Genomic DNA, 14,077 nt, shown 5'->3' with positions numbered 1-14,077 from the left:
TCACGTCTGCTCACTCCACTGGCTCCGCGAAGGCGCGTTCAGCGCCTCGAACCAGGCATAGTGATAGTTGGCCGAGACCTCGTCACCGACGGCGATTGCCTCGGTGGCGGCCAGCAACAGGCAGTTGCTCAGCAACGCCGCATCCACGTCGGGATACTGCGCGAGCAGCTGATAGCGGGCGGTGTCGGAATGCACCTTCAGCACATCCACCTCGGCCTCGACCACACCGGTTCGGGCGGCACCCGCCCTTGCCAGGGTGTGGACGATTCGTGGCAAACCATCGCGCCAGTGCGTCGCCTCGCCCAGTTTCCAGCCGAGATCGTCGACCTCGGCCAGCCGCCGGGCCCTGGGTGAGACGGCAACAGGACGCCCGCGTGCCGGGGTGAACGGATCGCCAGGGTGATAGACGGCCGAACGGACGACCTCGCCCAGCAGGTCACCCACCCGTCCACCGCGGGTGGCGGGCGCCAGCAGGTCAACGCCATCGGGTAGCTCGATCCCGGACGGGATCCAGCCATGCGCAAGATCGGTGACCACAACGGTCGTGCCGTCGGCGCGGTCCCCGACGGCCCAGCGCAGTCCCGGTTCCTGACGCGCCACGAACTCGAGAAGCCCGGCCAGTCGCTGCTCGTCAGTTTCGGCCTCGGTGACCTCGTAGGGCGTGGGTTCGGCCGCAGGCACCGGTTCGGGCTCCGGTGCAGGCGGCGCGATCTCGGGCGCGGACTCCTCGACGGCGGCGGCTTCCTCGCTGAAGTCGATCAGCTCAGTGGCGTCGAAAGTGGGCTGCGGTAGTGGCGGCGGTTGCGGCGCGGCCGTCAAGCTGGCGTACTCGACACCGAAAACCGAAGCCTCGTTGCGCAATTGGCGCACCGTGGACTCCACCCGCAACACCGCGAAGGCGCGCGCCACATTGATGATGCGGGCCTCTTCGGCCCGGCGGGCATCCTCGGAGTAGCCGGCGAACTGCACGGCGCGCAAGCGCTCGTTGGCCGAGTTCGCGATGCGCTGCAGATCGTTCTTCAGGTACTCGGCGACCACCGCCGTCTCGCGGGTGACGGTTTCCAGTTCGGCGGGCCACAGGCCGCCGATCACCCACGGAGTGCAGTCGGCGGGAGTGTCGAAGGTCGGGATGGACAGCGCCTGACGCGTCGCCTTGCGCAGGCGCTGACGTGCCGAGTTCCGGCCGAACTTAGCCACGCCAAAAGCCTACCGTCGATCGCTGCCCTGTCAGTTCAGCAGTGATCGACCACACCGCATCGTGCGGCGCAGTACCGCATGAAGCCCGTCGCCGGGCCACTTCTCCGCGGGTTCGATCGGCGCCGAGCCCCGCTCAATCGTGCTGCAGCCCTTACAGACTCAGGTGTTGGGACACCGAGACCGCGAAACGCCCCGCCGGCCGATGGCTGGCGGGGCGTTTGCTGGTCAACTCGAAGCTAGCAGGGCACCGCGGCACCGGTCGGAGCGAAGCACAGGCACGGCTCGCCTGCCGGGGTGTAGTACGGCTGGCCATCGGGGGTGTAGCAAGGCTGCTCGCCGATGAACGCGGGCGCCAAGGGATACCCCGGCGGGATCGCGTAGACGACGGGGTTCACCCCGACCGGACCGACAACACCGCCGACACCAACCGGTCCGGCGGGTCCCACGACGGGTCCTCCAGGACCGACCGGGCCACACACACCACGGCAGTCGGCCTGTGCCCCCGACGCCGTCATAAGCGAGCCCCCCGACAGTGCCGCCGCAACGAGCAACGCTGTTGCAAACTTCTTCATGCTCCGCTCCGCTCTTCTCGTGATCAGGACAGAACCTGCGTGATGCAGGCGAGCAATCCTATTCGCAGGGTCCACTGACTTGCCAGCGAGCACGTGCGACCGCTATCGCAGCGGCCGGTTCTCGCGCACTCCTTTGTAGATGCCACGGCGGACGATCCAGGGCATCAGCACCCGATCGATCGACCAGGCCGGAAAACGGAATGCAGAACCGTTGGGCGCGAACACTTCCAAGCCGTCGGGCTGGATCCCGAGCACCGAACCCCAACGCCGCTTGGGCGGGTGATAGGTCTTGCACGCGCCGCCCTCGAGTTCGGCGCGCACGTTATGAGCCAGCAGCCCGTCCGCACGCGCCCGCGCCGAGGCCCGCATCGGGTCCGAGGCCGCCACGTCGCCGATGGCGAACACCCGCTGGTGGCCGCACACCCGCAGTTCGGGGGTGACCTTGACGAACCCGCCCTCGTCGAGCAGCTCGGGCGGCAGCCAGCCGGTGTTGGGCGTCACCTTGCCGATCGCCCAGATGACCGCGTCGGCTTGGGCCGGGGGCTGCCCGGTGCTCCACTGCACCGGCGCATCGGTGATCTCGGCACCGGTGAACCCGTCGGGCAGCACCGCGCGATGCCCGGGGTGAAGTCCGACACCACGCTCAACAAGCTTGCGCTGCACACTTTCCCACGTCTTCGGATGATGTTCGGCCAGTGCGGTGTCCCGCGGGTAGTACAGGTCGATCCTCTTGTCGGGCCACACCGTCGCCAGATTGCCCGCGGCACTCACCGCCGCCGCACCACCGCCGACCACGATCACCGATCGCGCGGCCCCCAGCCGCTCGTGGGTGGCTCGCAGCTCGGCGGCGATCTCCTCCGGAGTCTGTACGGTCGGCCTGCGCCAGAACCCGTTGCTCACGCCGGTCGAGATCACCAGGGCGTCGTACGGTTCGGTGACCGCGGTGCCATCGGGAGCCTGGGCATGCACGACGCGGTGTTCGAAGTCCACCCCGGTGAGGGTCGCCTGCACGGTGCGTACCCGGTCCAGCCCGCGGAAGTTCTCGAACGGGATCCAGTTGTCCCGTGCCCAGTCCCGCGGCCGGGACACCCGCAAGCCGAGCTCCTGGCCACTGACCAACGCGGGTTTCACCGAGATGCCCACCACATCGGCGTGCCGGGACAACTTGATCGCCGTGAGCAGCCCGCTGTCTCCGAGACCGGCGATGACGACCCGGGGCCGGCTCACGCCACGGCCTTGCGGGGTGGGCGTGGGATGAGCTTGGGCACGGTGTCGATGACGGCCTGGTAGTGCGGTCGCCGTTGCAGGCTGCGCTTTTCCATCAACGGGATACTGGCCCCCAGGAACATCGCGACCATCGCCACCACACCGACGAACAGCCACCACCAGTCGGCCGGGGACGCGGCAACGCCGAACAGCGCCATCGACAGCCAGAAGCCGATCTCACCAAGGTAATTCGGGTGCCGAGACCACGCCCACACCCCCTGATCCATCACGGCGCCGGGCTGTTTGGCGGCGACGAAGCGGTGCATCTGGACATCGGCGACCAGTTCCAGCGTCACCGCCGCAACACCGACGACCAGCGCCACCCAGCTCAGCCACACCAGCCCGTCACCCGCAGTGGTGACCGCGACGTAGACCGGAAGCATGCCCAGGAATACCTGCACGGTCGGCACCAGGTGGATGCCGAAGAGGTCGGCCACGAACTCCCAGCGCCCGGCGCCGTCGCGCAGCAGCGGGTAGCGCCAGTCCTCGTGGTGCAGGCCAGGAAAGCCGTACACCCAGTTGCCGGTCAGCCGCACCGCCCAATACATGACGACGATGGTGGCCAGCCAGCACCGCAGCGAGTCCAGCCCGAGCGGACCTGCGGCCCACCAGTAGATCAACAGCAGCGGCGGGATCACGCTCCAGAACGCGTCGTAGAAGCTGGAGTTCCGGTAGATCCGGCTGAACACGAAGATCACCAGGGTGGCCAGCACATCGGCGACGAAGGCGTCCAGCAGCAGACTGCCCGTCGACGGGCCCCCCAGCAGCCACGCCGCACCGAGCGCGACGGCGACCACATAGGCCGCGGTGACCAGCAGGAGTGAATGCGTCTTGCTTCGATGCACCGTCACGCAGCAGCCTCCTTCGAAACCGGCGGCCAGAAATGTAACACGTTCTAATTTACCGGGTCGATAGTCGGCGGCAAGGTCCGCGGCAGTAACCCCACGGCGGTCCGGGAACCCCATCTGCGCCGTAGGGTTACTGTCGGCGGCAACGATCGGCCGAACGGCGCGTTAGAAGCCGCAGTCAGCGGGTACCGCAGCGCTATGACGGCCGAAGCCCCACCGCGAGAACTCTCCGCGCATCGCCCGTTCCCGGCTCGTCTGGCCGGCCACGGACACCTCGTCTACAAGCTGCTGACCACCACCGATCACAAGCTGATCGGCATCATGTACTGCGTCGCCTGCTTCCTCTTCTTCTATGCCGGCGGCTTGATGGCCTTGTTCATCCGCTCCGAACTCGCGCTGCCTGGTCTGCAGTTCCTGTCCAACGAGCAGTACAACCAGCTGTTCACCATGCACGGCACGGCGATGCTGCTCTTCTATGCCACCCCGATCGTGTTCGGCTTCGCCAACCTGGTGCTGCCGCTGCAGATCGGTGCACCCGATGTCGCGTTTCCCCGACTGAATGCATTGTCGTTCTGGCTATTCGTCTTCGGTGCGCTGATCGCGCTGTCCGGTTTCATCACCCCCGGCGGTGCGGCCGACTTCGGCTGGACCGCCTACACCCCGTTGTCGGATGCTATGCACTCACCGGGTGCCGGTGGGGACCTGTGGATCCTCGGCTTGGGTGTCGGCGGTCTGGGCACCATCCTGGGCGCGGTCAACATGATCACCACCGTGGTGTGCATGCGCTGCCCCGGCATGACGATGTTCCGGATGCCGATCTTCACCTGGAACATCTTCGTCACGTCGATCCTGGTGATCATGGTGTTCCCGCTGCTGACCGCGGCGCTGTTCGCCCTGGCCGCCGACCGCCATCTGGGCGCGCACGTCTACGACCCGGCCAACGGCGGAGCCATCCTCTGGCAGCACCTGTTCTGGTTCTTCGGCCACCCCGAGGTGTACATCATCGCGCTGCCGTTCTTCGGCATTGTGACCGAGATCTTTCCGGTGTTCTCCCGCAAGCCGATCTTCGGCTACACCACGCTGATCTACGCCACCATGGGTATCGCTGCCCTCTCGGTGGCGGTGTGGGCGCATCACATGTTCGTCACGGGAGCCGTTCTGCTGCCGTTCTTCTCGTTCATGACCTATCTGATCGCGGTGCCGACGGGGATCAAGTTCTTCAACTGGATCGGCACGATGTGGAAGGGCCGGCTGACATTCGAGACGCCGATGCTGTTCTCCCTCGGCTTCATCGTGACGTTCCTGGCCGGCGGGCTCACCGGGGTGCTGCTGGCCAGTCCGCCGCTGGACTTCCACGTCAGCGATAGCTACTTCGTGGTGGCGCACTTCCACTACGTGCTGTTCGGCACCATCGTGTTCGCCACCTACGCCGGCATCTACTTCTGGTTCCCGAAGATGACCGGCCGCCTGCTCGACGAGCGGCTCGGCAAGCTGCACTTCTGGCTGACCTTCATCGGCTTCCACACCACGTTCCTGATCCAGCATTGGCTCGGCAACGAAGGGATGCCACGGCGTTATGCCGACTACCTGCCCTCCGACGGATTCACCACGGCCAACATCATCTCCACCATCGGCGCCTTCATCCTGGGCATCTCGGTCCTGCCGTTCACCTGGAACGTGTTCAAGAGTTGGCGCTACGGCGAAGTCGTGGCCGTCGACGATCCGTGGGGTTACGGCAACTCGCTGGAGTGGGCCACCTCCTGCCCGCCGCCGCGGCACAACTTCACCGAACTGCCCCGGATCCGTTCGGAGCGGCCCGCTTTCGAGCTGCACTACCCGCACATGTCCCAGCGGATGCGCGACGAGGCGCATATCGGGCGACATGCCACCGCGCTGGAATCACCCGAGGGCTTCGGACCGCGCACCGAAGCCCAGCGCTGAGCCCAGCATCCAGCCAGGGTCCTGGCCATGAAGCGCGTCGGCTGGGTGCTGGCCGCCCTGATCGGCGTCGCCCCCGCAGGAGTGGCGCACGCTGACGACCTCTACCAGTTCCAGTCTCCGTCGGGGAGCAGTGCGGAGTCGGGCATCACCTGCACCGATTCGAGTAGCGGACACTTCTTCCGGCTGTCCCGCCAGTCGTACGAACTGCACTAGTTGACACCTGCCAACCAGCGCTGGATCGGCGTTCCCTATCGTGTCGACATGAGCACCGTCGCTGATGCCGACCGGGTCGCGGACCTGGCCCGGCAGGTCGTGGCCGACCACGACCCCAAGAAGGTCCCGATCCCCGAATTCCTCGGCGCCTGCTACGACGCTGGTCTGTCCTGGATCCACTTCCCCGAAGGCCTTGGTGGCCTTGGCCTGTCCCGTGGTTTGCAGGCGGTGGCCGACCGGATCCTGCAGGGAGCGGGCGGTCCGGTGCCGCTGGGCCTGAACCCGATGGGTTACGGCATGGCCGCACCGACCGTGCGCGAGCACGCCCAGAGCGATGAGCTCAAGAAGGACTTGCTGCGCCCGCTGGCCACTACCGAGCACATCTGGTGCCAGCTGTTCTCCGAGCCGGGTGCGGGCTCCGACCTGGCCGGGCTGGCCACTTCGGCCGTACCCGACGGTGACGAGTGGGTGATCAACGGTCAGAAGGTGTGGACCAGCCTGGCTCACCGCGCACGGTGGGGTCTGCTGCTGGCTCGCACCGATCCCGACGCGCCCAAGCACAAGGGCCTGACCTACTTCGTGCTCGATATGCAGGCTCCCGGCGTCGAGACCCGGCCGCTGCGCCAATTGACCGGTCAGGCCGAGTTCAACGAGGTCTACATCACCGACGCGCGCATCCCGGACAGCCACCGATTGGGTGCCGTCGGTGACGGCTGGCGGGTGGCGATGACCACCCTGATGAACGAGCGCAGCGCACTGGGCGGCAGCGGCAGCCGTCGCGGTGACGGCACCATCGCCGAGGCGGTCTCGTTGTGGGCCTCGCGACCGGACCTGCAGACGTCCGTGTCGCGGGACAAGCTGACCCAGCTGTGGTTGCGTTCGGAGGCCCAGCGGCTGACTTCGGAGCGCTCGCGGGCCTCGGCCACCGTTGGCGGACCGGGGCCGGAAGCCTCGATCGGCAAGATGGTGGGGGCCGAACTCAACCAGCAGATCTACCAATGGTGCATGGATTTCCTTGGGCCAGAAGGCATTCTGTATCACAGCTACGCCATGCACGGCGCCAACCGGGAAGGCGACTGGCGGGGTCCGATCCAGCAGCGGTTCCTGCGCAGCCGCGCCAACACCATCGAAGGCGGCACGTCGGAGGTGATGCGCAATATTCTCGGCGAGCGTGTCCTCGGCCTGCCCGGAGACCTGCGTGCCGACGCCGGCATGCCGTGGAAGGAAGTGCCCCGTGGCTGAGAAGCTTGCGGATCAGTCCATCAGCGTGGCCAGTTCTGAATTCCGCTTCACTGACGAGCAACGCGAACTGCGCGCCGCGGTACGCAAATTCTGCGCCGACAATTTCGACGAGGCGATCGTGCGGCGGCTGATGGAAGCCGACATTCGGTTCGACCCGACGGTGTGGCACCGCTTGGGATCCGAGCTCGGGGTGCTGGGTCTGTCGGTGCCCGAGGCCGACGGCGGCGTCGGCGGCACACTGGTCGACCAGGCGGTCGCGGTCGAGGAATTCGGTGCCACCCTGGCCTGCGGGCCGTTCTTCGGCACCGTGTTCCTGGCCATCCCGGCCTTGGTGGCCGCACCGGCCGGCGAGGTGCGCGACGCCCTTCTGGCCGATCTCGTCGAGGGCACCACGACGGCGGCCTTTGCCGTTGCCGATTCCGCGGGGGCATTCGATCCGGCGACGGTGACCGTCACCGTCAGTGGCGATTCCATCACGGGCAAGGTGGAGCGCGTTGTCGACGCCGGTTCGGCCGACGAAATCCTGGTCGCTGCAACCGGTTCCGACGGCCTTGGCCTCTACGCGGTGGACGCCACCGCTGCCGGGGTAACTCGCACCGCTCTGGTCACGATGGACCTGACCCGTCCGCAGGCCACCGTCACCTTCGAGGGCGCCCCGGCTCGGCAGGTGGCGGGCCCGGACGAAGCGGAGCGGGTGATCGGCCATGCGCTGCACGTCGGCGCCGCACTGCTGGCCGTCGAGCAGGTCGGAGCCGCCCAGCACCTGCTGGACCTCTCCGTCGAGTACGCCAAGTCGCGTCTGCAGTTCGGCAGGCAGATCGGCTCGTTCCAGGCGATCAAGCACAAGCTGGCCGACATGCTCGTCGACCTCGAGCACGCCCGGTCCACCTCGTATCACGCGGTGTGGGCACTCAGTGACGGCTCTGACGATCCGGCCTTGGCAACCAGCATCGCCCAGGCGACCGCATCGGCGGCGTTCAGCCGGATCGCTGCGGACACCATTCAGGTGCACGGCGGTATCGGGTTCACCTGGGAACACCAGGCGCACTTGTACTTCAAGCGGGCCGCCACCGACGCCGCGCTGCTGGGCACCGCCGAACAACATCGGTCACGGGTGGCCGACCTGGTACTCGACACCGCCGTGGCCGATCCGGACATCGCGCGGGTGGCCAACGGTCTGCCGGCCTAGCTCGACGGGTGCTCAGCGGAACCGGGTGAGGTAGGTCTTCTCATCCCATGTCGACAGGAAGGTCGTCGCCGCCTCGTACCCACGGCGGTAGAGGGCGTCGATCTCTGGCTGGGTGATGTCGAAGTCGAGGACCCCGGTCCCGCTCGAATCGACGCGGACGGTCCGCGCGCTGACCCAAGGGAGGTTCAGGTAGGCCTGATCGCGCCCGACCAGCACGGTGGTGATGACGTCCTCGAGCAGGCTGGGCCCGCCGAACAGCTGCAGCGGCGCCAGCGCGGGGATCACCATGTGGTTGTTCTCTGGAAGGTTGGGCAGCAGCGTCACACCGAAGGTAGGCCAGCGCGGCTTCTTTCCGTCGCAGCGGTCCAGGGAGTCGATCGGATAGTTGGACAGCAGCCCGCCGTCGACGAGTGTGGACATCCGGCCCACGGCGCTTGTCAGGGTGACCGGACGGAACACGAACGGGATCGACATCGACGCCCGCACCGCATCGGCCACCAGCTGCTCGTCGGGGTCCAGTCCGTAGACCCGCTGGTAATCCCAGGGCAGCCGGACCAGTTGGCCGGTGGTCACGTCAGCCGCGGTGACGACCAACCGGTAGCGCTGCTCCTCAGGCAGCTGGTCGTCGTCGAGTCTGAGGTCGGCGAACGTCCGCACCCCGAGGGTGGCGAGTTGGTCGGCAACGAAGCTGCGCGCGTAGTTGCCCTGGTACAGCCCGCTGCCCTGCAGGATCGCCCAGGAGGCGCCGACGAGCGGCAGCCGTTGCACCGGGCCCGGATCGCGGAATTTGCGATAGTCCAGGCTCAGCGCCAGATCGGCGACCTCCTGCGGGGACATCTGATCGTTCTTGGCGGCAGCGGCCACCAACGCGCCGACGATCGAGCCGGCCGACGATCCGGCCACCCGCTGCGGGCGGTAACCGGCCTCCATGAGCTTGACGACTGCGCCCACCAGGCCGATGCCCTTGACGCCGCCGCCAGCTAGGACGAGGTCGACCGGCTTGGTCCGCGAAATGGCCATCAGGATCCCCTCTGCCAAACGATCGCATCCGAGTGTCCCCTTCCGGACCGACACCGAAACACGGCGAGACGCCCTGCGGCCCTTCTGCCGCAGCAACTCCCCGCTAGGGGCAGGTCACCTGAATCTCAAACGACTCGGTGATCTGCTTGTCGGGATTGTCCTTGTCGTAGCCGATTGCCGTGCCCTTGATCTCGTAGTTGTTGCCATCCTTGGTCGCCTTCGCCTCCACGCCGGCCGCATGCTCCTGGAAGCTCAGGCTTACCCCGTCCACCCTGCCGATACCCACGGATTGGACATTGGAGGCGTCCTGCGACATCGCGATGGCGATGGTTGCGGTGGGCTGCGAGATGACGATGTTGGTGGTCTCTGCCGAGGTCGTACAGGACAGCTGGCCTTTGAAGTCCTCAGACTTTCCGTCGATCGTGAGCCTCGCGCCACCCGCGACGGCCTGGGTTTCGGTGGGCGTTCCGCTGCTTTGCCCGGGCGGGGCCGGTGCCGCAGAGGCGGGCGTCGTCGTGATCATCGACGAACTTGAGGATGGATGTGCCGATTTCGTTCCGGAACAGCCGGTCAACCCGAATGCCACCACGACGGTACCGATCGCGGCAATCCGGGCACAGTGGCTAATACCCGCCCCCGTGAAGAACTGCGGGCTCATTCGGAGGGCTCCAACTCTTCGTCAGCGCCCGCGTATCTCTCCTCGCCGGTCATGTGTGCTCCTCCAAGTGCTTGTGCCCCAACCGGTCAGGCTACCGGCAACTATGAATGCCGGACGCTAGGTGCGCGTCCGTTCCGGCCGATGAGCAGGTGCTACGGTGCAATCCAGGGTTGGAAGGAATGCGAGTCGGTCACATGACATTCGATGATGCGGACACCATCGAGTCCACTAACGACTCCAGCGGAGAACGCAACCGGCTCATTGCTGCGGCCAGACAGGTGATGGAGCGCAATGGCTGGTGGGGGTTCAAGGTGGAGAACGTTCTCAAACAGTCCGGCTTGTCGACCCGAAGCTTCTATCGACACTTCGAGAAGAAGAGTGATCTGCTGATGGCGGTGCTGGATGAGGAGCTCGCGGAGCTGGCGGTCCGGCTCCGGCGCGCCACCGCAGGAGCACCTACCCACACCGGCAAAGTGCGCGCCTACCTGACCACCACCATCGACTTCGCCTACAGTCCGGACTTCGCCGACCGCTCGTCGCTGCTGGCATCGCTGTGGCGCGAACTGATCGACGAATATCCCGAAGCGATCGAGCACTGCACGGAGAAACTGATCGCACCCCTTTCCGAGATCATGGTGGCCGGCCACGACGCCGGTGAGCTGGAATCCGAAGACCCCTTGGGAGATTCGCGCGCTGTCTTTTACATGCTCTGGAGTATCACCGCCGATCAAGCCGCGTTGGGTAGCCGGTCGACGCGTGCGGAGGTCGAGGACATGGCCCTCGGATTCGTCACACGGGCGATCGGCATTCGGCCGAACTAGTTCTCTCCCTTGCCATACACCGCAACCACGACGCTGCGGTCGACACTGTTCTCCGACCACACCCCGAAATCGACGTTCGAGCAGTCGGTCATGATCGTGTAGTAGTCAGGACGGTAGTACCACTGGTTGATGATCTGCAGATTGTTGATCGCCAGCGCCGGATTGATAGCGACGGTCTCCGAAACCACGCCGGTGTATCCGGCATTGCGGGCCCGGTCCTGAACCGTCGAACCGTCCGAACCGGTGTCGCCATCCAGTGTGTGGTTGTTGAGGACGTCGTCGGTGTGCCATTGGGCAGCAAGCCGCAGTTTCGGACTCACGTTCAGATCGGTGACACAACCCACGTCACGCCGAAGCTTGTAGATATCCGCCCAGACCATCTTGTTCAGCCGGGTGTTGTCTGCTTGCGCGGCTGGCTGCGGCGTGACGCCGAGGCCAACGGCTAGTAGCGCAGGGACTGCGATGATGCGGCGCAGGCGGTTTGGGACAGCCATGGTTCTCCTCAGATGGGGTCGAAGGCCGAGATGAGCCAGCGGCCGCCGACCCTGTCCAGCGTGACGCGGACACTCGAGTTGGTGTTGGTCGGAGCGCCGTCGCCGACGATGGTGGTCTGGTTGACGAAGACCAGGACCACCGCATGTCCGTGGCCGGCCGATACCTCCGCCGCTCCGGGCACGGTGGCGACGGCGGTGATCTGCCTTCTCTTCGCATCCGGGATCACCGTGTCTTTCGTCAACGCGGCATAGGCGGCTCGGAACGAACCGGTGAGGCGGTCGGTAGCCTTGTCGAGGTCCTGGTCCACCGTGGCAGGTTGATACGACAGCAAGGCGGTCGTCGCCTCCGCCGCAGCTACAACGGCGGTCTGCCCCGAAGCGTCGTCGGGACCCAGCCACTTCAGTATTCCGACCACAACCGCCAACGCGAACGCCAGAAGCGGCAGCGCGAGGTACGCGGATCCACGGCGTACCGCCGCGTGATCACGGGTCATGGCGGGCGCGGGAATGGCCTTCGCTTCGACGCCGGTATCCGAAATGAGTTCGACACCAGCGGGGTCCACGCTATCGATGGCCCCACTGGGTAGCCGGTGGCGGCCCTTCACCATCGTCACGAGATCATCTCCACATTGGAGACTTTGAACCCTGCACCCGTCCTCGAGACGTAGACCCTCATGCGCCAGCTCTTCACACGTTGATCCGATGATCCATCGCGTGTCGTCGTTACCTTCACTGCGACAATGACTTTGGCCTGTTCACCAGCTACCGACTCCACCGCCGCCTCAACGATCTGGCCAACTGATGTGGACTTGGTCCGCAGCACTTCCTCGACGAACGGTGGAGATCGCCGCTCGAAGTCTGCCCGGAAACTGCCGGTCGACGCGGCGAGGATCCGTTGTACGTCGGCCTCCACCCGGGTGTATTCCACGCTGGTGAGATCAAGGGCAGCTTGTCGTCCGGCTTCCAGGAAGGCAGTTCGTTCGAGTACCTGCCGATGTTCTTGGTCGGCTCGGTGCGCCAGCCATCCATCGAGCGCGAGGAGCACGGTGACCGCGATCAGGCCCGCCGTGAGTCCGAGTCGAACCGGCGAGCCGACGATCGCGTGCCACCAACGCGTTTGCTGGACCACGTTGTCCTTCGTGCCCGGCTCGTCGGTCTCATGGATCGTCACTGCGGCGGGACCAGCATCCCCTGCCACGTATTGTCCTTGTGCTGTTGGGTTTCCAGTCCGTCTTGGGTATAGACCTTCCCGTCAGGCCCGATGTATGCCCCGGTGGCGGGGTCGTACTGGGCGACGGCCAGCGCGGGCGGCGGGACCGGCGGCACGTTCTGGGGTGGCGTACCCAGCGGTGTCTGAGGCACGGGCTGCCCGGTGGTCGTGGCGTTGGGATCGCCCTTCCAGTTGTTGCCGTCGTTGAGTGGCACGTAGTTCTCGTCGCTCTCGCACATGGCGGCCGTAGGTGCGCGTTTACCAGGCTTGGTCTCACACGGGGCGTTACGCAGACCGCGAACGTCCTGCGAGGCGTCTTGCGGAATTCGGCAGTAGATGTCGCCGTCGGGCCGCTCTGGGGCATCGGTCATCGCCGGACTGCGGCGCTGGGAGGCCGGCAGGTAGCCGGTGACACAGGGGGGCGGCACGTTGATGTTGGAGTTGAAGTCGAGGAAGCCGCCTGCTAGCGGATGGGGGTTGTTGAGATTGGGCACCACGGTAGCGCCGATCTGTGCGATCGCCTGTGGAATGAGCACCAAGAGCTGCTCCACACCCGCATGGTAAGTGACGAGAACCTTGTTGACACTGACCAGATTCGCCAGCAGGACCGGCAACGTGGGTTTGACACGCTCGATCAGCTGGCGTCCCTCGTCAGCGGCGGCCGCGCCCTTGTCGAGCACTCCGGCCACCGCGGCATCGTTGTCGCGGAGTCCGCCGGTGATGTCGGCCATGTGCGCTGCCCACGCCTGGATATCGCTGCCGGAGTCGACCTGTGAATTCAGCAACGGGCCCGACTGATCGATCAAGGTCGTGAGGTCGTCGAGATGGGACCGGGCGTCGATAGCCAATTGCGTCGTGCCGTTCACCAATCGGGACAGCTCCGGCCCCAGGCCACCGAATGCGATGTAAGACTCGTCGACGGCGGTCTTCAACGAGTCGTGCGGAATCGCGTTGAGGCTGCGAGTGGTGTCGTCGAGCAGCGTGTCGGTGTCCACTGGGACGGTGGTGTCCTTCATGTGGATGACGTCACCGTTCTTCAGCGGCGCCGACTTGGTGTTGCGGGGAACCAAGGAGAGGAATTGCTCCCCGAGTGCCGAGAAACTGTGCACCTCGGCGACCAGGTCGGACGGGATCTTCGCGCCGTCTTCCAACGACAGCACCGCCGCAACGTGGCCGCTGTCCGTCAACCCGACGGACTCGACGCGACCCACCGTGGTTCCGGCGTAGAGCACGTTGCCAGCCGGGTACAGGCCCGCGGCCCTGGCGAGCTCGACCGTGACCTTGTAGCGTCCCACTCCGAACATCGCGGGCAACTTGACGTAGCCCAGGAAGAGGAACGCCGCGGCGACCGCGGAGACCACGGCGAACACCGCCAGCTGCAACTTGATTCGTCTACTCAGGTTCAT

At 66.0% G+C, this 14,077-nt stretch carries 15 protein-coding genes; 5 read left to right on the top strand and 10 right to left on the bottom strand.

Features of this window, described 5'->3' with window-relative positions; all coding sequences use genetic code 11:
• The 4 genes from G6N35_RS20620 to G6N35_RS20605 form a co-directional block, all read right to left on the bottom strand.
• Nucleotides 1-1,197: a DUF5631 domain-containing protein gene (locus G6N35_RS20620; RefSeq protein ID WP_163805920.1), complete on the bottom strand. Its 1,197-nt coding sequence runs from the start codon at nt 1,195-1,197 to the stop codon at nt 1-3.
• A gap of 236 nt (nt 1,198-1,433) precedes the next feature.
• Nucleotides 1,434-1,643: a hypothetical protein gene (locus G6N35_RS20615; protein WP_163805919.1), complete on the bottom strand. Its 210-nt coding sequence runs from the start codon at nt 1,641-1,643 to the stop codon at nt 1,434-1,436.
• Nucleotides 1,644-1,871: 228 nt separating this feature from the next.
• Nucleotides 1,872-2,996, bottom strand: coding sequence for an FAD-dependent oxidoreductase (locus G6N35_RS20610; protein ID WP_163805918.1), 1,125 nt, complete (start codon nt 2,994-2,996; stop codon nt 1,872-1,874).
• Nucleotides 2,993-3,886, bottom strand: a complete 894-nt coding sequence (locus G6N35_RS20605) for a DUF1295 domain-containing protein (protein WP_407664566.1) — start codon at nt 3,884-3,886, stop codon at nt 2,993-2,995. The genes G6N35_RS20610 and G6N35_RS20605 overlap by 4 nt, the downstream gene beginning before the upstream one ends.
• Before the next feature lie 195 nt (nt 3,887-4,081).
• Here G6N35_RS20605 and ctaD point away from each other — a divergent pair, with 195 nt between their 5' ends.
• The 4 genes from ctaD to G6N35_RS20585 are packed head-to-tail and all read left to right on the top strand — an operon-like array spanning nt 4,082 to nt 8,468.
• A complete protein-coding gene (ctaD, locus tag G6N35_RS20600; RefSeq protein WP_163805917.1) occupies nt 4,082-5,824 on the top strand; it encodes an aa3-type cytochrome oxidase subunit I in 1,743 nt (580 codons plus the stop codon).
• A 27-nt stretch (nt 5,825-5,851) separates the two neighbouring features.
• Nucleotides 5,852-6,037: a hypothetical protein gene (locus tag G6N35_RS20595; protein WP_163805916.1), complete on the top strand. Its 186-nt coding sequence runs from the start codon at nt 5,852-5,854 to the stop codon at nt 6,035-6,037.
• Between the two features lie 48 nt (nt 6,038-6,085).
• Nucleotides 6,086-7,279, top strand: a complete 1,194-nt coding sequence (locus G6N35_RS20590; RefSeq protein WP_163805915.1) for an acyl-CoA dehydrogenase family protein — start codon at nt 6,086-6,088, stop codon at nt 7,277-7,279.
• Complete coding sequence (locus tag G6N35_RS20585; protein ID WP_179967397.1) at nt 7,272-8,468, top strand: acyl-CoA dehydrogenase family protein; 1,197 nt, start codon at nt 7,272-7,274, stop codon at nt 8,466-8,468. The genes G6N35_RS20590 and G6N35_RS20585 overlap by 8 nt, the downstream gene beginning before the upstream one ends.
• A gap of 12 nt (nt 8,469-8,480) precedes the next feature.
• Here the strand turns inward: G6N35_RS20585 and G6N35_RS20580 are convergent, their stop codons facing one another.
• Entirely contained in the window at nt 8,481-9,488 is a 1,008-nt protein-coding gene (locus G6N35_RS20580; protein WP_163805914.1) for a patatin-like phospholipase family protein, read from the bottom strand.
• A 103-nt stretch (nt 9,489-9,591) separates the two neighbouring features.
• Nucleotides 9,592-10,146: a lipoprotein LpqH gene (locus G6N35_RS20575; protein WP_163805913.1), complete on the bottom strand. Its 555-nt coding sequence runs from the start codon at nt 10,144-10,146 to the stop codon at nt 9,592-9,594.
• 194 nt (nt 10,147-10,340) lie between these two features.
• Between G6N35_RS20575 and G6N35_RS20570 the strand changes: the two genes are divergently transcribed.
• Nucleotides 10,341-10,967 carry a TetR/AcrR family transcriptional regulator gene (locus G6N35_RS20570; RefSeq protein WP_163805912.1) on the top strand — a complete coding sequence of 209 codons (627 nt, stop codon included), beginning with the start codon at nt 10,341-10,343 and terminating at the stop codon, nt 10,965-10,967.
• Here G6N35_RS20570 and G6N35_RS20565 read toward each other — a convergent pair.
• The 4 genes from G6N35_RS20565 to G6N35_RS20550 are packed head-to-tail and all read right to left on the bottom strand — an operon-like array spanning nt 10,964 to nt 14,077.
• Complete coding sequence (locus G6N35_RS20565; protein WP_179967396.1) at nt 10,964-11,461, bottom strand: CAP domain-containing protein; 498 nt, start codon at nt 11,459-11,461, stop codon at nt 10,964-10,966. The two genes, G6N35_RS20570 and G6N35_RS20565, sit on opposite strands and share 4 nt — an antisense overlap.
• Before the next feature lie 8 nt (nt 11,462-11,469).
• Nucleotides 11,470-12,069: a hypothetical protein gene (locus G6N35_RS20560; RefSeq protein ID WP_246224670.1), complete on the bottom strand. Its 600-nt coding sequence runs from the start codon at nt 12,067-12,069 to the stop codon at nt 11,470-11,472.
• 2 nt (nt 12,070-12,071) lie between these two features.
• Nucleotides 12,072-12,632, bottom strand: coding sequence for an Rv1363c family protein (locus G6N35_RS20555; protein ID WP_163805911.1), 561 nt, complete (start codon nt 12,630-12,632; stop codon nt 12,072-12,074).
• Nucleotides 12,629-14,077, bottom strand: a complete 1,449-nt coding sequence (locus G6N35_RS20550) for an MCE family protein (RefSeq protein ID WP_163805910.1) — start codon at nt 14,075-14,077, stop codon at nt 12,629-12,631. The genes G6N35_RS20555 and G6N35_RS20550 overlap by 4 nt, the downstream gene beginning before the upstream one ends.

Origin of the sequence: Mycolicibacterium anyangense (assembly GCF_010731855.1) — a bacterium.
In the GTDB taxonomy this organism is placed as follows: Bacteria; Actinomycetota; Actinomycetes; order Mycobacteriales; family Mycobacteriaceae; genus Mycobacterium; species Mycobacterium anyangense.
This window is presented reverse-complemented; position numbering and strand designations above follow the sequence as displayed.